General features: G+C 65.8%; 24 protein-coding genes, 1 tRNA gene and 1 pseudogene. 14 read left to right on the top strand and 12 right to left on the bottom strand.

Annotated elements, in window-relative coordinates; translation table 11 throughout:
• The 4 genes and pseudogenes from OK015_RS28230 to OK015_RS28215 all read left to right on the top strand — a co-directional run.
• Positions 1-288 carry a hypothetical protein gene (locus tag OK015_RS28230; RefSeq protein ID WP_268128229.1) on the top strand — a complete coding sequence of 96 codons (288 nt, stop codon included), beginning with the start codon at positions 1-3 and terminating at the stop codon, positions 286-288.
• Between the two features lie 169 nt (positions 289-457).
• Positions 458-760 carry a DUF4193 domain-containing protein gene (locus OK015_RS28225; RefSeq protein ID WP_268128227.1) on the top strand — a complete coding sequence of 101 codons (303 nt, stop codon included), beginning with the start codon at positions 458-460 and terminating at the stop codon, positions 758-760.
• A gap of 24 nt (positions 761-784) precedes the next feature.
• Positions 785-1,165, top strand: coding sequence for a thiol-disulfide oxidoreductase DCC family protein (locus OK015_RS28220; RefSeq protein ID WP_268128225.1), 381 nt, complete (start codon positions 785-787; stop codon positions 1,163-1,165).
• Between the two features lie 56 nt (positions 1,166-1,221).
• Positions 1,222-1,444: pseudogene (locus OK015_RS28215) on the top strand (cytochrome P450); the annotation flags it as partial.
• Here the strand turns inward: OK015_RS28215 and OK015_RS28210 are convergent.
• From OK015_RS28210 to ponA2, 5 genes are all read right to left on the bottom strand, one after another.
• Positions 1,441-2,007, bottom strand: coding sequence for a hypothetical protein (locus OK015_RS28210; RefSeq protein ID WP_268128223.1), 567 nt, complete (start codon positions 2,005-2,007; stop codon positions 1,441-1,443). The pseudogene OK015_RS28215 and the gene OK015_RS28210 sit on opposite strands and share 4 nt — an antisense overlap.
• Positions 2,008-2,132: 125 nt before the next feature.
• Positions 2,133-2,209: transfer RNA gene (locus tag OK015_RS28205), tRNA-Pro, on the bottom strand.
• A gap of 60 nt (positions 2,210-2,269) precedes the next feature.
• Positions 2,270-3,376 carry a PLP-dependent cysteine synthase family protein gene (locus OK015_RS28200; protein WP_268128221.1) on the bottom strand — a complete coding sequence of 369 codons (1,107 nt, stop codon included), beginning with the start codon at positions 3,374-3,376 and terminating at the stop codon, positions 2,270-2,272.
• Positions 3,373-4,332: a metallophosphoesterase gene (locus OK015_RS28195; RefSeq protein ID WP_268128220.1), complete on the bottom strand. Its 960-nt coding sequence runs from the start codon at positions 4,330-4,332 to the stop codon at positions 3,373-3,375. The genes OK015_RS28200 and OK015_RS28195 overlap by 4 nt, the downstream gene beginning before the upstream one ends.
• A 56-nt stretch (positions 4,333-4,388) precedes the next feature.
• Positions 4,389-6,815 (bottom strand): transglycosylase/D,D-transpeptidase PonA2, encoded by a 2,427-nt coding sequence (gene ponA2, locus OK015_RS28190; protein WP_268128218.1) that lies wholly within the window; start codon positions 6,813-6,815, stop codon positions 4,389-4,391.
• Between the two features lie 362 nt (positions 6,816-7,177).
• On the opposite strand from ponA2, the gene OK015_RS28185 reads away from it, so the two are divergent.
• Positions 7,178-7,528, top strand: a complete 351-nt coding sequence (locus OK015_RS28185; protein ID WP_268128217.1) for a WhiB family transcriptional regulator — start codon at positions 7,178-7,180, stop codon at positions 7,526-7,528.
• Positions 7,529-7,768: 240 nt separating this feature from the next.
• Here the strand turns inward: OK015_RS28185 and OK015_RS28180 are convergent, their stop codons facing one another.
• Both OK015_RS28180 and OK015_RS28175 read right to left on the bottom strand, forming a co-directional pair.
• Positions 7,769-8,926, bottom strand: coding sequence for an ArsA family ATPase (locus OK015_RS28180; protein ID WP_268128215.1), 1,158 nt, complete (start codon positions 8,924-8,926; stop codon positions 7,769-7,771).
• Positions 8,923-9,945, bottom strand: a complete 1,023-nt coding sequence (locus tag OK015_RS28175; RefSeq protein WP_268128214.1) for an ArsA family ATPase — start codon at positions 9,943-9,945, stop codon at positions 8,923-8,925. The genes OK015_RS28180 and OK015_RS28175 overlap by 4 nt, the downstream gene beginning before the upstream one ends.
• A 109-nt stretch (positions 9,946-10,054) precedes the next feature.
• Here OK015_RS28175 and OK015_RS28170 point away from each other — a divergent pair, with 109 nt between their 5' ends.
• The 3 genes from OK015_RS28170 to OK015_RS28160 are packed head-to-tail and all read left to right on the top strand — an operon-like array spanning position 10,055 to position 11,496.
• Positions 10,055-10,216 (top strand): DUF4177 domain-containing protein, encoded by a 162-nt coding sequence (locus tag OK015_RS28170; RefSeq protein WP_090607515.1) that lies wholly within the window; start codon positions 10,055-10,057, stop codon positions 10,214-10,216.
• A 24-nt stretch (positions 10,217-10,240) separates the two neighbouring features.
• A complete protein-coding gene (locus OK015_RS28165; RefSeq protein ID WP_268128211.1) occupies positions 10,241-10,705 on the top strand; it encodes a RidA family protein in 465 nt (154 codons plus the stop codon).
• Positions 10,702-11,496 carry an MBL fold metallo-hydrolase gene (locus OK015_RS28160; RefSeq protein WP_268128209.1) on the top strand — a complete coding sequence of 265 codons (795 nt, stop codon included), beginning with the start codon at positions 10,702-10,704 and terminating at the stop codon, positions 11,494-11,496. Before OK015_RS28165 ends, OK015_RS28160 begins: the two co-directional genes overlap by 4 nt.
• Before the next feature lie 109 nt (positions 11,497-11,605).
• Here OK015_RS28160 and crp read toward each other — a convergent pair whose 3' ends face one another.
• Together crp and OK015_RS28150 are read right to left on the bottom strand one after the other, a co-directional pair.
• Complete coding sequence (gene crp / locus OK015_RS28155) at positions 11,606-12,280, bottom strand: cAMP-activated global transcriptional regulator CRP (RefSeq protein WP_007772229.1); 675 nt, start codon at positions 12,278-12,280, stop codon at positions 11,606-11,608.
• Between the two features lie 85 nt (positions 12,281-12,365).
• Positions 12,366-12,752, bottom strand: coding sequence for a hypothetical protein (locus tag OK015_RS28150; protein ID WP_268128207.1), 387 nt, complete (start codon positions 12,750-12,752; stop codon positions 12,366-12,368).
• 173 nt (positions 12,753-12,925) lie between these two features.
• On the opposite strand from OK015_RS28150, the gene nth reads away from it, so the two are divergent.
• The 4 genes from nth to marP are packed head-to-tail and all read left to right on the top strand — an operon-like array spanning position 12,926 to position 16,299.
• Positions 12,926-13,606 carry an endonuclease III gene (gene nth, locus OK015_RS28145; RefSeq protein ID WP_268128205.1) on the top strand — a complete coding sequence of 227 codons (681 nt, stop codon included), beginning with the start codon at positions 12,926-12,928 and terminating at the stop codon, positions 13,604-13,606.
• A 13-nt stretch (positions 13,607-13,619) separates the two neighbouring features.
• Positions 13,620-14,264, top strand: coding sequence for a TlpA family protein disulfide reductase (locus OK015_RS28140; RefSeq protein ID WP_268128203.1), 645 nt, complete (start codon positions 13,620-13,622; stop codon positions 14,262-14,264).
• Positions 14,261-15,100 (top strand): NUDIX hydrolase, encoded by an 840-nt coding sequence (locus tag OK015_RS28135; RefSeq protein WP_268128202.1) that lies wholly within the window; start codon positions 14,261-14,263, stop codon positions 15,098-15,100. The genes OK015_RS28140 and OK015_RS28135 overlap by 4 nt, the downstream gene beginning before the upstream one ends.
• 5 nt (positions 15,101-15,105) lie before the next feature.
• Positions 15,106-16,299 (top strand): acid resistance serine protease MarP, encoded by a 1,194-nt coding sequence (gene marP, locus OK015_RS28130; protein WP_268128201.1) that lies wholly within the window; start codon positions 15,106-15,108, stop codon positions 16,297-16,299.
• Between the two features lie 7 nt (positions 16,300-16,306).
• Here the strand turns inward: marP and OK015_RS28125 are convergent, their stop codons facing one another.
• A complete protein-coding gene (locus OK015_RS28125) occupies positions 16,307-17,257 on the bottom strand; it encodes an alpha/beta fold hydrolase (protein ID WP_268128199.1) in 951 nt (316 codons plus the stop codon).
• Positions 17,258-17,800 (bottom strand): phage holin family protein, encoded by a 543-nt coding sequence (locus OK015_RS28120; RefSeq protein ID WP_268128198.1) that lies wholly within the window; start codon positions 17,798-17,800, stop codon positions 17,258-17,260. It lies immediately after the preceding gene.
• Between the two features lie 206 nt (positions 17,801-18,006).
• On the opposite strand from OK015_RS28120, the gene OK015_RS28115 reads away from it, so the two are divergent.
• Positions 18,007-18,705 (top strand): S1 family peptidase, encoded by a 699-nt coding sequence (locus tag OK015_RS28115; RefSeq protein ID WP_268128196.1) that lies wholly within the window; start codon positions 18,007-18,009, stop codon positions 18,703-18,705.
• 17 nt (positions 18,706-18,722) lie between these two features.
• On the opposite strand, the gene acs is transcribed toward OK015_RS28115, so the two are convergent.
• Positions 18,723-20,672, bottom strand: a complete 1,950-nt coding sequence (gene acs, locus OK015_RS28110; RefSeq protein ID WP_268128194.1) for an acetate--CoA ligase — start codon at positions 20,670-20,672, stop codon at positions 18,723-18,725.
• A gap of 200 nt (positions 20,673-20,872) precedes the next feature.
• Between acs and OK015_RS28105 the strand changes: the two genes are divergently transcribed.
• Positions 20,873-21,343, top strand: coding sequence for a DUF4232 domain-containing protein (locus OK015_RS28105; protein WP_268128192.1), 471 nt, complete (start codon positions 20,873-20,875; stop codon positions 21,341-21,343).
• Positions 21,344-21,345: the final 2 nt, after the last annotated feature.

The raw sequence follows: 21,345 nt of genomic DNA, 5'->3' as shown, positions 1-21,345 counted from the left end.
ATGGATTATCCGGTTGACCACGCACCGACGACGCATCAGCGTGCCGGCGAATCGCTGAAAAACACCGCAAACGTTCCCGGCGTGGTCGCGGTCGCAGTCGCGGTGACCGCCTTGAGTTTTGGGCTGTATGAGTTGGCGGCGGGTGGCGGTGGCATAGCGGCGGTGGCCGTGATTCTGGCGGTCGTCTTCGGCGCTGCGGGCTTGGGATGGCAGATTCACGCCCACGAGGCCGAACTGCAGCTCGCCGCGGCGGGTTCGATCGCCCCGACGCCCCCGCCGAGCAGTTGATCATGTGCGCTCGGGCCTGCAGCGGGGTGCCCCGCGCCCTCGATTGTCGGGTACGCAATTTTCTTCGGTTTGACCAGTGTGGGGGGCCCCAGATTGGGGTATCGACTTTGCCACGGGGGAGTACATCGGACGTGCGTCATCCCGCCCCATTCAGCAGGAAGGTATGCCCATGAAGACTGCCAGCGACTACGACGCGCGCCGAGTGACCGACATCGACAACCAGGAGCCGTCCGAGCTACGACAACTGGATCCCAACTTGTCGGGGCCATCCACGGCAGTGGTCGACGAGGACCCCAACGATGTGCACTTCTTCGAGCTGCCCGGCGCGGATTTGTCCGGTGAAGAACTGGCCGTGACGGTGATTCCGCAGCAGTCCGACGAGTTCACCTGCACGAGCTGCTTCCTGGTTCAGCACCGACACCGGATGCTCCTGTCCAGCTCGGGGCTGCCCATTTGCACCGATTGTGCTTAGCGCGTCGAGAAATACAATCGATGGATGCACGGCGTACTAGTTTTTGACGGCCGGTGTGGGGTGTGTACCCGGGCGGCCAACGCGCTCGTTCGGTGGGATCGGACTGGCATGCTGCGCATCGAACCGATGCAAGCACCCGGGATGGCCGACCGGCTCGGGGTTACCGACGACCGAATGCTGGAATCGGCATGGTGGGTGGACTCTTCCGGCGCGATCTTCGACGGAGCGCACGCGATGAATGCCGCTCTGGCCGCGTCACTGGGCACCCGCGCCCCGCTCTGGATCTACCGAATCCCCGGCGTTGGCGCGGTGCAGAACGCCATCTATCACTGGGTGTCGGCACACCGCTATCGCTTCCGCGGTGCGACGCCGCTGTGCGAGGCCGAGCCGCAGCGGTGCGCGTAGTCATCGGGAGAATCCGGCGAACGGCTTCAGGCCACCCGGGTTGCCCGCACCGCGACCCGCAGACCTACGCCTGACCTCCCTTCGGTGGCGGCGTCAAACGCCGTGTGGGCGTGAGCTTTTCGATGCGAGAGCTGATTGCCGTGCTGAACACTGTTGCGTGAAGGCGAGTTCAGCAGCGTCGACGACAAGGCGGAACGGATAGTGCGGCGCTCGATCAGGCTTGCAGCCCGAGCACTGAACCCGGTGCGGCACCGCCCTCGCACATCACGCGCCGTCTAGTCTTGCGCCCATTCCCGCCCGCATATCCGGCACTGCCGGGTGACTTTCGACCAGTCCGGATCACCCTCGTCGGGCTGGCGAACCAGATGGGTGGACAGATCGCCGCAGCCGGGACAGGTGCAGGTCGCGAGGTACGGCTCGACGGGTTGGGTGTTCATCAGGTGCAGGTTTTCTGCCCGCGAGAACGGCACGATCGCCAGCAGCTCCGGGCGGGATCCGGCCTTCGGCCTGTCGAACCATAAAAGGCCACAAACCACCGTCGCCACGGCGCCGAAAATGGCCACGATGACCAGCGGGATATTCCAGGGCCAGTTCGGTGGGACCGGGGTGAACGCGAGGAACAGCATCACGGCGGAGATCAGGAAACTGATAATCGTGCCGGGTTTGGCGAATCGATAGCCGCCGACCTGCATCGCCTCCCATGCGTCGAGCTCCTGCTGCCGTTGGGCGATCTCCAAAAGGGTTGGGTGGTAAGGAAATTCATCGCTTGCCCGACGATCGGGAAGGTGGGCGACGCGCAGGCGAGTATCCCGCTGCTGGGTGATCGACCTGACCGATGCCATGCGGTCCAAGTTTAATGCGGGGCGCCCACCTCGGCGAGGTGACGCTTGTTGCGGCTCGCCGCACAGGCCGGCGTCCCGCGGCGTGCTAGCCACGCATACCCGGGTGCAGAACCCGGGTCTTGCAGTGGTCGGGGTGGCGGGATTTGAACCCACGGCCTCTTCGTCCCGAACGAAGCGCGCTACCAAGCTGCGCCACACCCCGCTTGAAGCCTCGACAGCCTATCGCACCCGCCCGTCGACTGCCCAAACCGCTGGCTGAGGGCTAGGTCCAGCCGCTGTTGCGCTCGAATTCGACCAGTGCCTCGGCGGGACCGGTGAGGTCGAGCCCCTGCGCGCCGACCCACTCGTCGCTGAAATAGGTGTCGGCATAGCGGTCGCCGCTGTCGGCGATCAGCGTGATCACCGAGCCACTGCGGCCCGCGGCGACCATCTCGGCCAGCAGGCCGAACGCGCCCCACAGGTTGGTGCCCGTCGACGGTCCCACCCGCCGCCCCAGCACGGCGCTGACGTGGCGTGCTGCGGCGATCGACGCGGCGTCGGGCACCGCGACCATCCGGTCCACCACATCGGGCAGAAACGACGGTTCCACCCGCGGCCGCCCGATGCCCTCGATGCGGGACGACGCCGGGATCACGAGGTCGTATTTCTCTTGGGCGTAGGCGGGAAAGAACGCGGAGTTCTCCGGGTCGACAACGCACAGCCGGGTGGCGTGTCGCCGGTAGCGGATGTAGCGGCCGATCGTCGCGCTGGTTCCGCCGGTGCCCGCGCCGACCACGATCCACTCCGGGATCGGGTGCCTCTCCTCGCGCATCTGCACGAAGATCGACTCCGCGATGTTGTTGTTGCCGCGCCAGTCGGTGGCCCGTTCGGCGTTGGTGAACTGGTCCATGTAGTGGCCGCCGGTCTCCTGGGCAACGCGCTGCGCCTCGGCGTACACCTCGCTGGAGTTCTCCACGAAATGGCAACGGCCGCCTTGTGATTCGATCAGTGCCAGCTTGGAGGTGCTGGTGCTCGCCGGGACCACGGCGACGAACGGCAGGCCCAGCAGCGACGCGAAATACGCCTCGGATATCGCCGTCGAACCCGACGACGCCTCCACGATGGTGGTGTGCTCGCCGATCCAGCCGTTGCACAGGGCATACAGAAACAACGAACGCGCCAGCCGGTGCTTGAGGCTGCCGGTGATGTGAGTCGACTCGTCCTTGAGATACAGCGCGACGTCGAGGTCCGTGGACCAGGCCGAAGGCAGCGGGTAGCGCAACAGGTGAGTGTCGGCGCTGCGACGGGCATCGGCCTCGATCAGCCGGATCGCATTGTCCGTCCAGCTTCGTGACAGGCCACGGACTGCGATCTGGGTCTGATCGTTCAACGCAGCGATGCCGCGGGCTGTGAGCGGCCCAGGTTGCTGCTCGAGTCTCGTCCACCCATCGGGGCGGCGATCAACGTCAGCAGCGTCGCTTCGGGCCGGCAGCAGAAGCGCACCGGCGCGAACGGGGACGTGCCCAGCCCCGCCGAGACGTGCAACTGCATGTTGGCGCCCCAGCGTGACGGCCCCTTCGCCCGGGTCCGGTCCAGGCCGCAGTTGGTCACCAGCGCGCCGTAGAACGGCAGGCACAGCTGGCCGCCGTGCGTGTGTCCGGCCATCACCAGCTGGTAGCCGTCGGCCGCGAAGCGATCCAGCACCCGGGGCTCGGGCGAGTGGACCAATCCCAGCCGCAGATTCGCCGCCGGGCTGGCCGGACCCGCGATCGTCTCGTAGCGGTCGCGGTCGATGTGCGGGTCGTCCACGCCCGCCGCGGCGAGATGCAGGCCGGCCACCTCGAATTCGCGGCGATTGTGGGTGAGGTCGAGCCAGCCACGCTCGGTGAACGCCGCCCGCAGATCCTGCCAGGGCAGTGGTTCTCCCTTTATCCGGTGGGACGGGTTGGTCAGGTAGTGCAGCGGGTTCTTCAGGCGCGGTCCGAAGTAGTCGTTGCTGCCGAAGACGAAGACACCCGGTCGCGAGAGCAGATCCCCCAGCGCCTGGACGACCGCGGGGACCGCTTTGGGGTGGGCCAGGTTGTCGCCGGTGTTGACGACCAGGTCCGGTTCCCAGCCGGCCAGCTCACGCAGCCACGCCTGCTTGCGGCGCTGGCTGGGCAGCATGTGCAGATCGCTGATATGCAGCACTCTTAGCGGTGTGGAACCCGGCGACAAGACGGGCATCGTTATCTCGCGCAAGACGAACGCGTTCCGCTCGACGACCGCGGCATAACCGACGCCGGCGACGGTCGAACCCAGCGCGACGGCACCGGTGCGGATCAGGGCGGGCAACACATCAGCCATGCCCGCAGTTTACTGCGGGCCGCTGAATCAGGAGCGTGTGTCGCGCCGGTGCGCGCCTATGGTGGCGGCTGCCCGGGTGGTGGCGGTGGCGCCAGCAGCGGGATGGTGATCGGCGGCAGCCCGGGGATTTCCACGACCTGCGAACCGATCGGCAGCGGCACACCGTCCGGCGGCGGCGGCGGGGGCGGCGGGATGCCGTTACTGACCTGAATGGTGACGACAGAGCCGGGAATCGTATTGCCGGCGGGCGACGTCCCGACTACCTCGCCCAACTTCGCTGTGCTGTTGACCGAATTGGTCTGGTCGGCGACCTGGAAGCCCGCCTCCTTGAGGCGTGAGCGTGCGGCGTCCACGTCCATGCCGGCGACGCTCGGCACCCGTGAGCCCGGTGAGCCTTCGACGTAGCGAGGATCGGTCGGCGGCAACTTGATGTCGCCGAAGCTCAGGGCGATCGGCTTCATTGCGGTAAACCAGGTCCGCGCCGGCTCGTTACCGCCGTACAGGTCGCCCTCGCCGCAGTGGCGCAGCGGGGCCGAGCACAGGTCCGTCGGGGAGGTGGAGTCGTCGTAGATGTAGTTCGCCGCCGCGTAGCGGCTGGTGAAGCCGACGAACCCGGAGGAGCGGTGGGCCTCGGTGGTGCCCGTCTTACCGGACACCGGAAGGTCCCATCCCGCGGCGCCGGCCGAACCGGCCGCGGTCCCGCCGCCTGTAGCGTCCTTGCTCATCGCGTTGGCCAGGGTGTTCGCCAACCCTTCGGGCACCACCTGGTCGCAGGTCTGGGTGGTCACGGCGACTTCGTTGCCATTGCGGTCGATCAGTTTGTCGATGGGGTTGGGCGGGCACCACACACCGCCCGAGGCCAGCGTGGCCGCGACATTCGACAGCTCCAGGGCGTTCACCTCGATCGGGCCGAGAGTGAACGACCCGATGTTCTGGCGTTTGACGAAGTCGGCCAGGCTCTCGTTGCTGTCGGGGTTGTAGTCGCGGGCGGTGCCGGGATCGGCGTAGGACCGCAACCCGAGTTTGACCGCCATGTCGACCGTGCGCGTCACCCCGACCTGTGAGATCAGCTTGGCGAACGCGGTGTTGGGCGAGGTGGCCAACGCCTCGGTCACGTTCATCGAGCCGCGGTAATTGCCGGCGTTGACCACGCACCAGGTGTCCTTGGGGCAGCCCTTGGCCCCACCGCTACCCAGGCCCTTGGACTGGAACCGCGACGGCACCTCGAGCGTGGCGTTGATGCCCATACCCATGTCCAGCGCGGCGGCGGTGGTGAAGATCTTGAACACCGATCCCGCGCCATCGCCGACGAGCGAGAACGGCTGCGGCCGCATGGTTTGGCCGGCATCGACGTCGAGTCCGTAGGTGCGGTTGCTGGCCATGGCCATCACCTTGTGCGAATCCTTGCCAGGCCTGATCACACTCATCACGCTCGAGATGCCCGGCAGGGTCGGACTGGCGAATCTGTCGATGGCCGCCTTGACCGGGATCTGCACGTCCGGGTCCAGCGTGGTGCGGATCAGATAGCCACCCCTGGCCACCTGTTCCTTACTTATGCCCGCGCGCGAGAGGTACTCCTGGACGTAGTCACAGAAGAATGCGCGGTCGCCGGCCGCGATGCAGCCGCGGGGCAGCTCGTTGGGCTGCGGCAAGATTCCCAACGGCGTTGCCTTGGCCGCACGCAGCGCGTCGGTCTCCTGCGGCAGGTTGTCGATCATCGTGTCGAGGACCAGGTTCCGCCGGGCCAGCGCCCCGTCGGGGTTGGTGTAGGGGTTGAGCGTGCTGGTCGACTGCACCATGCCCGCCAGCAGCGCCGCTTGCTCCCAGTTCAGATCCGCCGCGTTGATACCGAAGTAGGTCTGCGCCGCGTCCTGCACGCCGAACGAGCCGTTGCCGAAGGAGACAAGGTTGAGGTAGCGGGTCAGGATCTCCGGCTTGGTGAAGGTCTTGTCGAGCGTGAGCGCCATCCGGATCTCGCGCAGCTTGCGGGCCGGGGTGGTCTCGACGGCCGCGCGCTTTTCCGCATCGGTCTTGGCGGTCACCAATAGTTGGTAGTTCTTGATGTATTGCTGCTCGATCGTCGAACCTCCCCGGGTGTCGACATCGCCGGACGCGTAGCCGGCCAGCCCAGTCAGCGTGCCTTTCCAGTCCACGCCGTTGTGCTCGGCGAATCGTTTGTCCTCGATCGAGACGATCGCCAGCTTCATCGTGTTGGCGATCTTGTCGGTGGGCACTTCGAACCGGCGCTGCTCGTAGAGCCACGCGATGGTGTTGCCCTTCGCGTCGACCATCGTCGAGACAGCGGGTACCTGTCCCTCGAGCAGTTGGGCCGAGCCGTTGGCCACTACTTCGGAGGCCCGATTGGACATCAGTCCCAACCCGCCTGCCAAGGGAAACATCAGCGCCGTAACGACCACACTGGCCAGCGCGCAGCATCCAGCCAGCTTAAGAATCGTGAGAGTTGCCGGCGGGCGGTCTGACATGCGTACTACAGTAACCGCCCCTTGTCGCCCGACACGCCGTCGATCCGCGCAACGGATCTGGAACGCGTGACCAGCAGCTTTGCTGTGCATCGGGATGGGATGTTTTCGATCGCGTTACATATCAGCCACCCAAAAGGGGTACTCAATCTCATGACTGGGCTTACGCTCAATGACAAGACGGCACGCCCGTCCCAAAAAAAGCGTTATCAGACTGTTGCGCAATTGGCCCGTGACCACCTAACTTATACAGACGGTGAGATTCAGGTAACACCGATCAGCACGATGTGGTGCGGATCGCCAGCAACGGTCTGCCACCCAAGGAGGGCGGTCGTGAATAGCGACCGGGAGGAAGGGAACAGCTCGTGTCAGGAACACGACCGGCGGCGCGCCGAACCAACATTGCGGCAGCACAGGGGGTACTCCGCAGTGTAGAGGCTGAAGATCGAATCGCCTGGGTGTCCCAAGCGCTATGTCGGACCACTGACCCCGATGAGCTGTTTGTTCGGGGCGCCGCTCAGCGTAAGGCCGCGGTGATCTGCCGCCACTGCCCGGTGATGCAGGAATGCGGTGCGGATGCGCTGGACAATAAGGTCGAGTTCGGCGTCTGGGGCGGCATGACCGAGCGGCAGCGCCGGGCCTTGCTGAAGCAGCATCCCGAGGTGGTTTCCTGGTCCGATTTCTTCGACAAGCGCCGGAACCGAGGCGTCAGCTAACGCCCGTCGGGGTGGGCTGGTAGGCCCGAACTCGCTATTACATTTCTGTTACAGCGTTGAGCAGATTTACCGCGTGTCCAATAGCGATGCTAACGCGAACTCGCTTGTGTGAGATGGCAATTCGCCGCAATTAGTAGGCGCGTGTGCAATCGTCACCAGCCGCCCCATTTTTTGGCAACCGCTCAGCGGTTCGCGGCGCCGACCGCATCGCTCCTGGCAGAGGTGTTTTTTGACGGGTGTTCAGCCGTCCACAGTGCGGGCCACATCGTCGCCGACCGCGGTGATCTGATCGGCCAGCGCACGCAGGGCTTCCAGATCCGACACGTCGAACGGTAGTGACGGCACGCCGACGACCGGCACATTCGGGTTCGCCCCGGTGAATCGCGACAGTAGCCGGATCTCCCGCTTGGCGGTCTGGCCCCGGTCGGCGTGAATCGTGAGGACGGCCGTGGCCAACGCGGCGGCCTCGGGGTCTGCGCCAGTCTTCAGGGACTCGATGCCGTCGATTGCCCGCTCCACCGGCAATACGCACAACATCGGGTGGGTGCGATTCAGGATGAGGCCCGCCAGCGGCATGCTCTCCTGCGACAGCCGGTCGACGAAGAAGGATGCCTCGCGCAGCGCGTCGGGTTCGGCTGCCGACACCACTACGAACTGGGTGCCGCGCCGTTTCAGCAGCGAATAGGTGCGATCGGCCTTCTCGCGCCAACCGCCGAACGTGGCTTCCAGTGATTGCACGAAAGATCCGATGTCACTGAGCAATTGCGAACCCATAATGGTCGACAGTGCCTTCATCGCCAAACCCATTGCGCCGGTGACCAACCGCCCGATGCCCCGGCCCGGCGCGAGCAGCAGCCGCCACAGCCGGCTATCCATAAAGCTACCCAACCGTTTTGGCGCATCCAGGAAATCCAGCGCATTGCGTGACGGCGGAGTATCCACCACGATCAGATCCCAGCGGTCCTGCGCCAGCAGTTGGCCCAGTTTCTCCATTGCCATGTACTCTTGCGTGCCAGCGAGCGACGTCGCCACGGTCTGGTAGAACTGGTTGTTCAGCAGCGCTTGTGCCCGCTCTGGGCCGGAGTATTGGATCACCATTTCGTCGAATGTGCGGCGCATGTCGAGCATCATCGCGTGCAGCTCGCCGGAGACCTCGGGCGCCAGCGGGACCCGTTGCGGAGTATTGCCGAGATCGTTGACCCCCAGCGCTTGGGCCAGTCGTCTAGCAGGATCGATCGTCAAAACGCATACAGTGCGGCCGTATTCGGCTGCACGTAACGCCATCGCGGCTGCGGTAGTCGTCTTCCCTACACCGCCGGCGCCACAGCAAACCACGACCCGATTGGATCGATCGGCCAGGATTGCGGCCATATCAAGTGCTTTCGGTGTGACGCTCATCGAACTCCTTGCTGAGCAAGCGATTCCGACAGTTCATAGAGGCTGCCCAGGTCGACGCCGTCGGAAATTGCCGGCAACTCCAATCGCGGCACGTTCAAGGCGTCGAGCTGTTGCGCGGTCTCCGCGCGTGCCGTGATGCGGGTGGCGTGCTGGATGGTTTCGGTCAACAAGCCGGCGAAGTCGGTATCGCTGAGCTCAATGCCGGCCGTCTTCAACCCGGCTCGCACCGAGTCCGCGTCGACATCGCCTTCGGCGGCCTTTGCCAGATCGCCAGGCTCCAGGTACATCGGAATGTTGCGATTGACGATGACGCTGCCGATCGGCAGGTCCAGCTCGGAAAGTTCCTCGATGGCTTCCATCGTTTCCTGCACCGGCAGGGTTTCCAACAGCGTCACCAGATGAATGGCGGTCTGGTCGGAGTGCAGCAACTTCACCACGCCGTCGGCCTGCGAGTGCACCGGACCACCCTTGGCCAAGTCGGACACCGCCTTCGTGGTGTCCAGGAAGCGTGGGATCCGACCCGTCGGTGGCGAATCGACAACTATCGCGTCATAGACCGGGAGCTTGTTTTTGTCGAGGCGCACTACCGCCTCTTTGATCTTGCCGGTGAGCAACACGTCCCGCAGGCCCGGTGCGATTGTCGTCGCGAACTCGACCGCTCCGATGCGGCGCATCGCGCGTCCCGCGATTCCGAGGTTGTAGAACATGTCGAGGTATTCCAGGAACGCGGCCTCGATGTCGATCGCCAACGCGTTTACCTGGCCGCCCCGTTCGGCGGTCGCGATCTTGACCTCTTCGTAGGGCAACGGCGGAACGTCGAAGAGTTGCGCAATTCCTTGGCGACCTTCCACTTCGACGAGGAGGACTTTGCGGCCCCCCGCCGCCAGGGTCAGCGCGAGCGCGGCCGCGATGGTCGATTTGCCCGTCCCGCCTTTGCCGGTAACGAAGTGCAGTCGGGCCTTCGACAAGCGTGCCGGCCAGCCGACGGCAGCGCTGCCGCGAGAAATGGTTGCCACCATCGCATGCTAGCCCGAGCCCTTCTCGGCCCCGGCAAATCGGGTACCTACATCGGATCGCCTTCTACCGGGCTGGCCAGTGGTGTTCAAGTCCGACCGATAAGCTCGCGTCATGAGCCAACCGACCCCATGGGAATACGCCACGGTTCCGCTGTTGACGCACGCCACCAAACAGATCCTCGACCAATGGGGTGCAGACGGCTGGGAGCTCGTGGCGGTGCTGCCCGGGCCGACCGGCGAGCAACATGTCGCCTATCTGAAGCGCCCTAAGTAACCCTAAGTAAGAGGACTCGGCCACATGAACGCTTCGGCCCGGCTAGGGCAGCTCGGTGTTTCGCTTCCGGAGTTGGTTGCACCGCTGGCCTCCTACGTGCCCGCGGTGCGGACCGGCAATCTGGTCTATACCTCGGGTCAGCTGCCGATCGTGGAGGGAAAGTTGGCCGGGACCGGCAAGGTCGGCGCCGGCGTGAGTCCCGAGGATGCCAAGGCGATGGCGCGGGTCTGTGCGCTCAACGCGCTGGCCGCGGTGAACTCGCTGGTGGGTATCGACGCGGTGACCCGGGTGGTCAAGGTCGTCGGGTTCGTCGCCTCGGCCTCAGGCTTCAACGGCCAGCCCGGCGTCATCAACGGCGCATCCGACCTGCTCGCTGAGGTGTTCGGCGAGCAAGGCACGCATGCGCGCTCGGCGGTGGGCGTATCCGAGCTGCCACTGGATGCGCCAGTCGAAGTCGAATTGATCGTGGAGGTCGGCGAAGGGCCGTGACCGAAACCGGTGAGCCGCTGATCCATCCCGCATACGGCAGGTTGCGGGCGGTCACCGACACTGCCTCGGTTCTGCTGGCCGACAACCCCGGCTTGCTGACGCTGGAGGGCACCAACACCTGGGTATTGCGCGGACCGCGCAGCGACGAGTTGGTCATCGTGGATCCGGGGCCCGACGACAACGAGCACATCGCCCGGGTCGCGTCGCTGGGCCGAATTGCTTTGGTCCTGATCAGCCACCGGCACGGTGACCACACCGATGGCATCGACAAGTTGGTCGAGCTCACCGGCGCGACCGTGCGTTCGGCCGGCAGCGGGTTCCTGCGCGGACTCGGCGGTGAGCTTGTCGACGGCGAGGTCATCGATGCCGCCGGCCTGAAGATCAAGGTGATGGCGACGCCGGGCCATACCGCCGATTCGCTGTCATTCCTGCTGGACGACGCGGTATTGACGGCGGACAGCGTGCTCGGCCGCGGCACCACCGTCATCGACAACGAAGATGGCAGCCTGGCCGATTACCTGGAGTCGCTGCGGCGGCTGCGCGGCCTGGGCCGACGCACGGTGTTGCCCGGGCACGGTCCCGACCTGGCCGACTTGGAGTCCGTCGCCACCGGTTACCTGACGCACCGCCATGAGCGCCTGGAGCAGGTGCGCGCTGCGCTGTGGGACCTGGGCGGCGACGCCACCGCCCGTGAGATCGTCGAATACGTCTATGTCGACGTCGACGAGAAGCTTTGGGACGCAGCCGAATGGTCCGTGCAGGCGCAACTGGACTATCTGCGCCGAGAGTGAACGCCGCCGAGATCGGACACCGTCGCCGAGACTGAGGTTTCGCAGGAGAAGTGCGAGTCGAGGCCTGCACAATTTCAGGCTCGGGCGCCGGCCGGGACGACGTCCGCGCTTACCTCGCTCGGCGGGCCAGTCTCTCGGAGTCCGAGATCAGCACGCTCTTGCCCTCCAGGCGGATCCACCCGCGGTGGGCGAAATCGGCGAGCGCCTTGTTGACCGTTTCCCGGGATGCGCCAACCAGCTGGGCGATCTCCTCTTGGGTCAGGTCGTGGGTCACCCGCATCGCGCCACCCTCCTGAGTCCCGAAACGCTGGGCGAGCTGCAGCAGCTGCTTAGCCACCCGGCCGGGCACGTCGGTGAAGATGAGGTCGGCCAGGTTGTTGTTGGTGCGACGCAGCCGTCGGGCGAGGACCCGGAGCAATTGCTCGGCGATTTCGGGCCGATCGGCGATCCACGCCCGCAATGCGTCGCGGTCCATCGATACCGCGCGCACCTCGGTGATCGTGGTGGCGCTCGAAGTCCGGGGTCCCGGGTCGAAGATCGACAATTCGCCGAACATGTCCGACGGGCCCATGATCGTCAGCAGATTCTCCCGGCCATCGGGTGATCGGCGACCGATCTTGACCTTCCCCGCGACGATGATGTACAGGCGATCGCCTGGTTCCCCTTCCGCGAAAACGGTGTGTCCACGCGGGAAGTCGACGGGTTGTAATTGCTTGGTCAGTGCGGTGACTGCGCCGGGTTCAACCCCTTGGAAGATTCCTGCCCTTGCCAGGATCTCGTCCACTTTGCCTCTTCAGCTTTCCAACGAAGTGATATGGGTACCTACCTAGTCCGTGTGCCGAGTCTAGAGGTAGGCCAACGTGCCAACGCTACACACGATTGACGTGTCTAGTCGCCCCAAATTGGGGATTTGCGCCCGAATGCGCGTGTACTCGCATCGGTAAAGCGCGCGCGGGTGGATCGGTGAAGGCATTCGCGAGCAGCGATTCGGCGCGATGGCGACCGCCGGGCGGTGGCGACAGCGCGAGCTGCTGAGCCTGCCGACGATGCAGGTATTCCAGTGCCTCGGGCATTCCTTCTCGGGCCAGTGTGTGCATATCCATGGCCTGCGCTTGTTGCAGAAACTCGTCGACGTCGGTCGCCGTGATCGACTCACGGGCGAGCTCCCTTTCGAGCCGCCCCAGGCCGAGCGCGGCGAGCATCAACAGCCCGGGTACGCAGGCCACCAGCAACCATGACACAAGGAGAGTAAACATGGCCAAGGTCTCAGGGAGATCACGAAATCAGTACTCTGTCGTAGGTGACAGTGGCAAGGCCGTCTGGGCGCTCGAAATCCACGCCGGCTACGCCCGATTCCAAGCCTGATTCCGCACTCGCCGGGCGCTGGTCTTCCGAAACTCGAGTTGGCTTGGTGCGTCGCGCGCGCCGGATGAATCGCACACTGGCACAAGCATTTCCGGACGCGCATTGCGAGCTGGATTTCAGATCGCCGCTGGAACTGGCGGTGGCGACCATTCTTTCGGCGCAAAGCACCGACAAACGGGTGAACCTGACGACGCCGGCATTGTTCGCGCGATATAAGTCGGCATTGGATTATGCACAGGCTGATCGCGACGAGCTGGAAAGCCTCATCCGTCCCACTGGCTTCTTCCGCAACAAGGCGAGTTCGCTGATCGGTTTGGGGCAGGCCCTGGTCGAACGGTTCGACGGCGAGGTCCCGTCGACCATGGACGAATTGGTGACGCTGCCCGGCGTCGGGCGCAAAACCGCCAACGTCATCCTGGGGAACGCCTTCGACATCCCCGGGATCACCGTCGACACCCATTTCCAGCGGTTGGTGGCCAGATGGCGCTGGACCTCGGAAAAGGATCCGGTCAAGATCGAGCACGCCGTCGGCGAACTGGTTGAACGCAAGGAATGGACCCTGCTGAGTCATCGAGTGATCTTCCATGGCCGCCGGGTGTGCCACGCGCGCAAGCCGGCGTGCGGAGTCTGTGTGCTGGCCAAGGACTGCCCGTCGTTCGGCCTCGGGCCCACCGAACCGGCGCTGGCCGCGGCCCTCGTGCAGGGCCCCGAAGCCGAGCATCTGCTCTCCCTGGTCGGGCTGTAACGCGGCCGGGACGTTGACCCCGAAAACTCGCTGGACCATCGCGATCTTGGCCGTGGTGGTCGCGCTGGCGGCGGCGCTGATCGCGCAACTGCGCGACGATTCTCCGCCAACCGCACCGAACCGGCCCGCTACGCCAAGGCCCGATCGCGAACACCGCGACGCCGACACACCGGCCGCGCTGGCCGGCCCCCGGGAGCGGGCGAACCTGCCGCCATGCCCCGCGCCGGGCAACGGTTCCGGCCCCGCCGCCCTGCGGAGTGTGCGGGTCGAGTGCGCCGCCGATGGATCCACCGTCGACGTCGCTCGCGCGCTGGCCGGACGCCGGGTGGTCATCAATTTGTGGGCGTACTGGTGCGCGCCGTGCGCGGCCGAACTGCCCGCGATGGCCGAATATCAGCGACGGGTCGGCTCCGAGGTCTTGGTGGTCACCGTGCACCAAGACGAGAACGAGACCGCGGCGTTGCTGCGGTTGGCGGAGCTGGGGGTTCGGCTCCCGACCTTGCAGGACGGGCGGCGGTTGATTGCTGCGGCACTCAAGGTCGCAAATGTGGTGCCCGCGACGGTAGTGCTACGACCGGACGGTAGCGTTGCGCAGACGCTGCTGCGGGATTTCGCGAGTGCCGACGAAATTGCGGCCGCGGTCGGAAACGACGGATGACCGAGTTCCGCGGTCCAAAACAGGCTGGGCAGGTGGACCCCGACAAGGAGGCGCCGGTGAGTGCTGGGGGTGCCGCCCGAGCGCAGGGGACGGTTCCCCTCACGCCCGACGTTTGCCCGTCCTGGTTGCGTCCGTTGGTGGACAACATAGATCAGATCCCGCAGGCCTACCGGCGCCGCTTGCCGCCCGACGTGCTGGCGATGGTGACCGCGGCCAGGACAGCGGCATCCGCCGACCGCGACGCCGCTGTGCTGGTTCTGTTTTCGGGACCCGAGTCCGGACCGGCCGACGGCGGTGTGCCCGACGACGCCGACCTGTTACTCACCGTGCGGGCGTCGTCGCTGCGGCACCACGCCGGCCAGGCGGCCTTTCCCGGCGGCGCATCCGACCCAGGCGATCGCGGGCCGGTTGCCACCGCGCTGCGGGAAGCACACGAAGAAACCGGGATCGACATCACCCGGCTACACCCGCTGGTCACGATGGAACGGGCATTCATCGCTCCGTCGCAGTTCCATGTCGTCCCGGTGCTGGCCTACTCGCCCGATCCCGGACCGGTCGCCGTGGTCAACGAGGCCGAAACCGCGGTCGTGTCGCGGGTTCCGGTGCGCGCGTTCATCAATCCGGACAACCGGCTGATGGTCTACCGCGGCGACCTCGGCAACCGTTGGGCCGGTCCGGCGTTTCTGCTCAACCAGATGTTGGTTTGGGGATTCACTGGCCAGGTGATTTCTGCGGTCCTCGATGTCGCCGGCTGGTCAAAGCCCTGGGACACCAACGACGTCCGTGAACTCGACGACGCCATGGTGTCGGTCGGCAAGCAGGGCGGCGCGCGATGAACTCGATGAGCCCATCGCAGTGGTTGGACGTCGCCGTTCTCGCCGTCGCGTTCATCGCGGCCATCTCGGGCTGGCGTTCGGGTGCGGTGGGTTCCCTGTTCTCTTTTATCGGCGTGCTGCTCGGCGCGATCGCCGGTGTGCTGCTGGCGCCCCACATCGTCAGCCACATCGCCGCGCCCCGCGCCAAGCTGTTCGGCGCGCTGTTTCTGATCCTCGCGCTCGTCGTCGTCGGAGAGGTCGCCGGCGTGGTGCTCGGGCGGGCGGTTCGCGGCGCAATCCACAGCCGCGCAATCCGAACCGCCGACTCGGTCATCGGGGTGGGGGTGCAGCTCGTCGTGGTGCTCACCGCCGCGTGGCTGCTGGCGACACCGCTCACCCAGTCGAAAGACCAACCCGAACTCGCGGCGGCGGTCCGGGGTTCACGGGTGCTCGCCGAGGTCAACGACATCGCACCGCCGTGGCTGAAGACGGTTCCCAAACGCCTGTCGGCACTGCTGAACACCTCCGGGCTGCCCGCGGTACTGGAGCCGTTCAGCCGCACTCCGGTGATCCCGGTCGAATCACCCGATCCCGCCCTGGCCACTAATCCGGTGGTTACGGCCGCGGCGCCCAGCGTCGTCAAGGTGCGCAGCCTGGCGCCCAGCTGCCAAAAAGTGTTGGAGGGCACTGGATTCGTCATCGCCCCCGATCGGGTGATGACCAACGCTCACGTGGTGGCCGGGTCCAGCAGCGTTCAGATCTACGCCAGCGGTAATCCGTTGGACGCCACCGTCGTTTCCTATGATCCGTCGGTCGACATCGCCATTCTCGCCATCCCCAACCTGCCGCCGCCGCCGCTGGCCTTCAGCGAAACCGAAGCGAAAACCGGTGCCAGCGTTGTGGTGCTGGGCTACCCCGGCGGCGGCAACTTCACCGCGACCCCGGCCAGGATTCGCGAGGCGATCAAACTCAGTGGCCCCGACATCTACCGGGACCCGACGCCGGTTACCCGTGACGTGTACACCATCAGAGCCAATGTGGAGCAAGGCAATTCGGGCGGACCGTTGATCGATCTCAGCGGTCACGTACTCGGTGTGGTCTTCGGCGCGGCGGTCGACGATCCCGACACCGGGTTCGTGTTGACGGCCGGTGAGGTGGCCGGCCAGCTGGCCAAAATCGGTGACACCCAACAGGTGGCCACCGGCAACTGTGTGAGCTGATCCGCCCTCAGTGCACCTGTTCGAGAAATCGCATCAGGTGCTTGTTGATTTCCTCGGGCGCCTCTTCGTGGCTGTAATGCCCTGCGCCGGAAATGGATACGTAGCGACCCTGGGTGGCGTAGCGCTGGCTGTGGTCAACCGGATCGGCCAACACGTAGGGATCGGCGTCGCCGCGCAGGTGTAGCAGTGGCACCCCCAGCTGCCGCGACATCGATTTCATGAATCGCCGTCCTTCGCCGCGTAGCTGACTGCGCACCGCCCAGCGCTGGTATTCCAATGCGCAGTGCGCCGCCCCCGGAATTTGGATCGCCGTGCGCAGATAACCGATCGTCTGTGAGAAGTCTTCGGATGCAACCCATTTAGCGGAGCTCCGGCTGGCGACGAGATGCTCGATCTCGGCGCCGTTATCGCGGGTCAGCAGGCGCTCCGGCCACAGCGGGATCTGATAGCGCAGCAAGGTCGGCAGCAGTGCGGAGCCCTGATCGCGGCGTGTCAGCGCCGATCGCCGCAACGCGGCGGGGTGTGGCGAGCTGATCAGCGCGATGGCGCGCACCAGCCGTGAATGCAGCAGCGCGGTCGTCCAGCAGGGCAGCCCGCCATCAGCGTGGCCGACCAACGTCGCCGATGAATGCCCAAGCGCGCGAATGAGCCCTGCCGTATCGCCGGCGAGCGTAAAGCCGTCGTAACCGCGGGGCGGTTTGTCACTGCCGCCGTAGCCGCGCAGGTCGACCGCGACGACTCGGGCATCGGTCAGCCCGCACAGCTGATGACGCCAGGACCACCAAAACGACCCGAAACCATGCAGCAGCATCACCAGCGGTCGTGCCGTCGCCCCCACCGGCGTACTGGTGTCGGGCGGCAGCGCCTCGACGACGTGGAATCGAATGCCGTTGGCGTGCACGTCCAAATGGCGCCACGGCCCGTCGATGCGCACCACCGACGGATCTGGTGCTGCCATCTACCAACCTGAGGGATCGGTGGGGCTGCCGTTTTCGCGCTTGGCGTGCTTACCGGGCGCGTCGGTCAGCTCCAAGGTCGCGGGGGCCGCCTTGTCGTGGCCGGGAGTGAGCGCACTGCGCGTCTCCTTGACCGACTCGATGGTTTCCCGCGGGCCGCGAATGCGGCGCACCTTCAGATAGCCCAGCAGCGCCAGGACGGCCCCGACCACGACCATGATCGCGAACACGATCAGGAAGGCCACCCAGCGCCACAGCCAGTTGTCGAGCAACTCGGCGAGGAAGAAGAAGAAAAAGAACGTGGAGTAGAACAGCACCACCAGCGCGGCGATGAAGAAGACGCTGCCCGTGAGGCCCTTCTTGATGTCGCGGACGATCTCGGCGCGGGCCAGCTCGACTTCGGCCCGCACCAGCGTGGACGCCTGCGTCGTCGCGTCTTTGATCAGCTCACCAATCGACGGCTCGCCGTGGCTGGCATGCGGGTCGGCCAACGGAATCGTGGTCAGCGTGCTCGGCACACCGTTTTTGCGATCGACTTTGCTCACAGACGGTCCTCTCGCTGTCGTCGCGGTTTATGTTGCCATGCGCCGCGATGCCAGACGAGGCCAGCCGATGACCGCGGCGCCCGGCAACCAACGGGCCCGGTCAATTGACGGGGCGCCGCTATTCGCGCAGAACGAGGTGCACGCGGGTGATCATTTAGACTGGCGCAGCTGTTCTCCGACATCTGGCAGCTGACGGGAGTTGCGCATTGCAGAGGGCACATCGGTGCTTTATAGCGGTGCTGGTGGCCGTGCTGTTGGTTCAGCCGGGTTTGCCTGCAAACGTCGCGGCTGCCGACGACCGGGTCCCGATGGGTGGCGGCGCGGGGATCGTCATCAATGGAGACACGATGTGCACGCTGACGACCATCGGCGGCGATGCGGCCGGCGAGCTGATCGGTTTCACCTCCGCGCACTGTGGCGGCCCGGGCGCACAGGTCGCCGCCGAGGCCGCCGAAGGCAGGGGCACGCTGGGAACGATGGTTGCGGGCAACGATGCCCTCGACTACGCGGTGATCAAATTCGATCCGGCCAAGGTGCTGCCGGTGGCCAACTACAACGGCTTCGTGATCAACGGCATCGGTCCGGAGCCGGTGTTCGGTCAGATCGCCTGCAAACAGGGTCGTACGACCGGCAATTCGTGCGGCGTCACCTGGGGACCGGGCCAGGATCCGGGGACCATCGTCATGCAGGTCTGTGGCCGGCCGGGTGACTCCGGGGGGCCGGTGACCGTCGACAACCTGCTGGTCGGGATGATCCACGGCGCGTTCAGCGACAACCTGCCGACCTGCGTGATCAAGTACATCCCGCTGCACACTCCGGCCGTGGTGATGTCGTTCAACGCCGCCCTGGCCGACATCAACGCCAAACACCGGCCCGGCGCCGGCTTCGTTCCGATACCCGCCTGAGGCCTTCCGCGCCTGCCTTACTTGGCTTCCCTGATTGCGTCGAACACACCGGGATCCAGCAACGTCGACGTGTCGCCGAGCTCGCGGTTTTCGGCTACATCGCGCAGCAGCCTGCGCATGATCTTTCCGCTGCGGGTCTTCGGCAGCTCCGGCACCACGTGAACCTCCCGCGGCTTGGCGATCGGCGAGATCTCCACTGCCACGTGTCCGCGCAACTCGGTGATGGTGCCCTCGTGCGCCTCGTAGTGCGAGCACAAAACGACGAACGCGCAGATGGCCTGACCGGTGGTGTCGTCGCTGACACCGACCACCGCGGCCTCGGCGACCCCGGAATGCCCGACGAGCGCCGACTCCACCTCAGCGGTCGAGATCCGGTGCCCGGACACGTTCATCACGTCGTCGATGCGGCCCAGTACCCAGATCGCGCCGTCCGGGTCGAAGCGGGCGCCGTCCCCGGCGAAATAAAATCCCTGCTCGGCGAATTTGGACCAGTAGGTGTCCCGGTAGCGGTTGGGGTCACCCCAAATCCCGCGCAGCATCGAAGGCCACGGCTTGTCCAGGACGAGATACCCGGTGACATTCTTGGCGGCCTCGGGGTCGGGGTGCAGCGGCTCGCCGTGATCATCGACGATCTGGGCCGAGATTCCTGGCAGCGGCGTCATAGCCGAACCCGGTTTGGCCGCAGCGACTCCCGGCAGCGGCGAGATCATCGCCGAACCCGTCTCGGTCTGCCACCAGGTGTCGACCACCGGAACGTTGTCCGCGCCGAAGACAGTGCGGTACCAACGCCACGCCTCGTGGTTGATCGGTTCCCCGACCGATCCCAGAAGCCGCAGGCTGGACAGGTCGTGGGCGTCGGGGATCTCCCGGCCCCACTTCATGAATGTCCGGATCAGCGTGGGTGCCGTGTAATAGATTGTGACGCCGTACTTTTCGATGATCTGGAAATGCCGGTTTCGGTCCGGGCTATCGGGTGTGCCCTCGTAGAGAACCTCGGTGATGCCGTTGGACAGCGGACCGTAGACGCCGTACGTGTGCCCGGTGACCCAACCGATGTCGGCGGTGCACCAGAAGACATCGGTCTCCGGCTTGACGTCGAAAATGGTGTACATCGTGTAGGCACTCTGGGTCAGGTAGCCGCCGCTGGTGTGCACGATGCCCTTAGGCTTGCCGGTGGTGCCCGAGGTGTACAGCAGGAACAGCGGGTGCTCGGCCTCGAAGGGTTGCGGATTGTGTTCGGGCGACGCGGAATCCACGACATCGTGCCACCACACGTCGCAGTCGTCGTTCCAGGAGACGTCAATTCCGGTGCGCCGCACCACCAGAACGTGCTCGACGGGACTGTCGGGCGCTCCGACCGCTTCGTCGGCCGCGCCCTTCAGCGGTGTCGGCTTTCCGCGCCGGTACTGCCCGTCGACGGTGATGACGAGCTTGGCTTGGGCATCGTCGATGCGGGCCCGCAGCGCCGGGGCGGTGAACCCGGCGAAGACCACGCTGTGCATGACGCCCAGCCGCGCACACGCCAGCATCGCGATCACGGCTTCCGGGATCAACGGCATGTAGATGGCGGCTCGGTCACCGGCGACCAGGCCGAGATCGGTCAGCGCGTTCGCCGCTTTGCAGACCTCGGCCTGCAGCTCGGAGTAGGTGAGGTCGCGGCTGTCGCCGACCGGCTCGCCCTCCCAGTGGATCGCCACCCGATCGCCCAGACCCGCCTCGACGTGGCGGTCCACGCAGTTGTAGGCGACGTTGAGCTTGCCGTCGGGAAACCACTTTGCGAAAGGCGGCTGCCAGTCCAGCACCTCGGTGAACGGCGTCGCCCACGTCAGCCGGCCGGCCTGCTCGGCCCAGAACGCCAGCCGGTCCTCCTCGGCTTCGCGGTAGAGGTCCGCACTGGCGTTGGCCTGCTCGGCGAATTGCGCCGGCGGCGGGTACGCGGCTGGGCCTTCGGTGTGTGTGGCGGTCACTGGCTTCTCTCCTATGTCGAGGGCCGGGGTTCGAGCTCGTCAACCGTTTGTGAGCCTAGACCCGCCAGTTGAACGCGTGCGCTTCAATCCGGGGGTAAACCGGGTCGTCATGCCGCATAATCACCGTTGTGCCGGAAGCTCGCGGGCAGTGCGTCCGCCGTCTACTTCTCAGCTTTGCCGCGGCCGCAACGAATTCCGCGATGGCCGCTGTACTGGCGCCCCACGCGTGGGCGGTTCCGGCGGGCGAGCAGGCGCTGCCCTGCAGGTCCGAACAGGTCGCCGTGACTGCCTCCCCGACGCAGGGCGCAGTGGGCCACCGCGCGCTGACCCTGACGTTCAGCCTCGCCGGCGGTGGAGAGCCGTGCACGCTCACCGGCTACCCGTCGGTCGAGACGGGCACCGGCGGGCCGGACCTGCATGCCAAGCCCACGCTGCGCGGTTACATGGGCGGCTTACCGAGCGATGTCGATGATCCGCCGACGGTCACCTTGTCATTGGCCGGGCAGGGACAGGCCATCGTGGAAGGCATGGCGGTCGACGGCAAGGGCAACCCGTGCCCCAGTTACACCGCGCTGCGGGTCAACCCGCCTGACACGGTCATCGTGCTCACCGTGCCGGCCACCATCGACGCCTGCGAGTTGCAGGTACATCCCGTGACTGTCTTGGAGTAACG

Origin of the sequence: Mycobacterium sp. Aquia_216 (genome assembly GCF_026723865.1) — a bacterium.
In the GTDB taxonomy this organism is placed as follows: Bacteria; Actinomycetota; Actinomycetes; order Mycobacteriales; family Mycobacteriaceae; genus Mycobacterium.
The sequence above is the reverse complement of the archived record's forward strand: the minus strand, read 5'-3'. Positions and strand labels throughout refer to the sequence as shown.

What these genes read in the sequence shown, in the direction of transcription:
- OK015_RS28230 (WP_268128229.1), top strand. Translation starts at nt 1, where the DNA reads ATGGATTATCCGGTTGACCACGCACCGACGACGCATCAGCGTGCCGGC.
- OK015_RS28225 (WP_268128227.1), top strand. Translation starts at nt 458, where the DNA reads ATGAAGACTGCCAGCGACTACGACGCGCGCCGAGTGACCGACATCGAC.
- OK015_RS28220 (WP_268128225.1), top strand. Translation starts at nt 785, where the DNA reads ATGCACGGCGTACTAGTTTTTGACGGCCGGTGTGGGGTGTGTACCCGG.
- OK015_RS28210 (WP_268128223.1), bottom strand. Translation starts at nt 2,007, where the DNA reads ATGGCATCGGTCAGGTCGATCACCCAGCAGCGGGATACTCGCCTGCGC.
- OK015_RS28195 (WP_268128220.1), bottom strand. Translation starts at nt 4,332, where the DNA reads ATGGCTGATGTGTTGCCCGCCCTGATCCGCACCGGTGCCGTCGCGCTG.
- ponA2 (WP_268128218.1), bottom strand. Translation starts at nt 6,815, where the DNA reads ATGTCAGACCGCCCGCCGGCAACTCTCACGATTCTTAAGCTGGCTGGA.
- OK015_RS28180 (WP_268128215.1), bottom strand. Translation starts at nt 8,926, where the DNA reads ATGAGCGTCACACCGAAAGCACTTGATATGGCCGCAATCCTGGCCGAT.
- OK015_RS28175 (WP_268128214.1), bottom strand. Translation starts at nt 9,945, where the DNA reads ATGGTGGCAACCATTTCTCGCGGCAGCGCTGCCGTCGGCTGGCCGGCA.
- OK015_RS28170 (WP_090607515.1), top strand. Translation starts at nt 10,055, where the DNA reads ATGAGCCAACCGACCCCATGGGAATACGCCACGGTTCCGCTGTTGACG.
- OK015_RS28165 (WP_268128211.1), top strand. Translation starts at nt 10,241, where the DNA reads ATGAACGCTTCGGCCCGGCTAGGGCAGCTCGGTGTTTCGCTTCCGGAG.
- OK015_RS28150 (WP_268128207.1), bottom strand. Translation starts at nt 12,752, where the DNA reads ATGTTTACTCTCCTTGTGTCATGGTTGCTGGTGGCCTGCGTACCCGGG.
- nth (WP_268128205.1), top strand. Translation starts at nt 12,926, where the DNA reads ATGAATCGCACACTGGCACAAGCATTTCCGGACGCGCATTGCGAGCTG.
- OK015_RS28135 (WP_268128202.1), top strand. Translation starts at nt 14,261, where the DNA reads ATGACCGAGTTCCGCGGTCCAAAACAGGCTGGGCAGGTGGACCCCGAC.
- marP (WP_268128201.1), top strand. Translation starts at nt 15,106, where the DNA reads ATGAGCCCATCGCAGTGGTTGGACGTCGCCGTTCTCGCCGTCGCGTTC.
- OK015_RS28125 (WP_268128199.1), bottom strand. Translation starts at nt 17,257, where the DNA reads ATGGCAGCACCAGATCCGTCGGTGGTGCGCATCGACGGGCCGTGGCGC.
- OK015_RS28105 (WP_268128192.1), top strand. Translation starts at nt 20,873, where the DNA reads ATGGCCGCTGTACTGGCGCCCCACGCGTGGGCGGTTCCGGCGGGCGAG.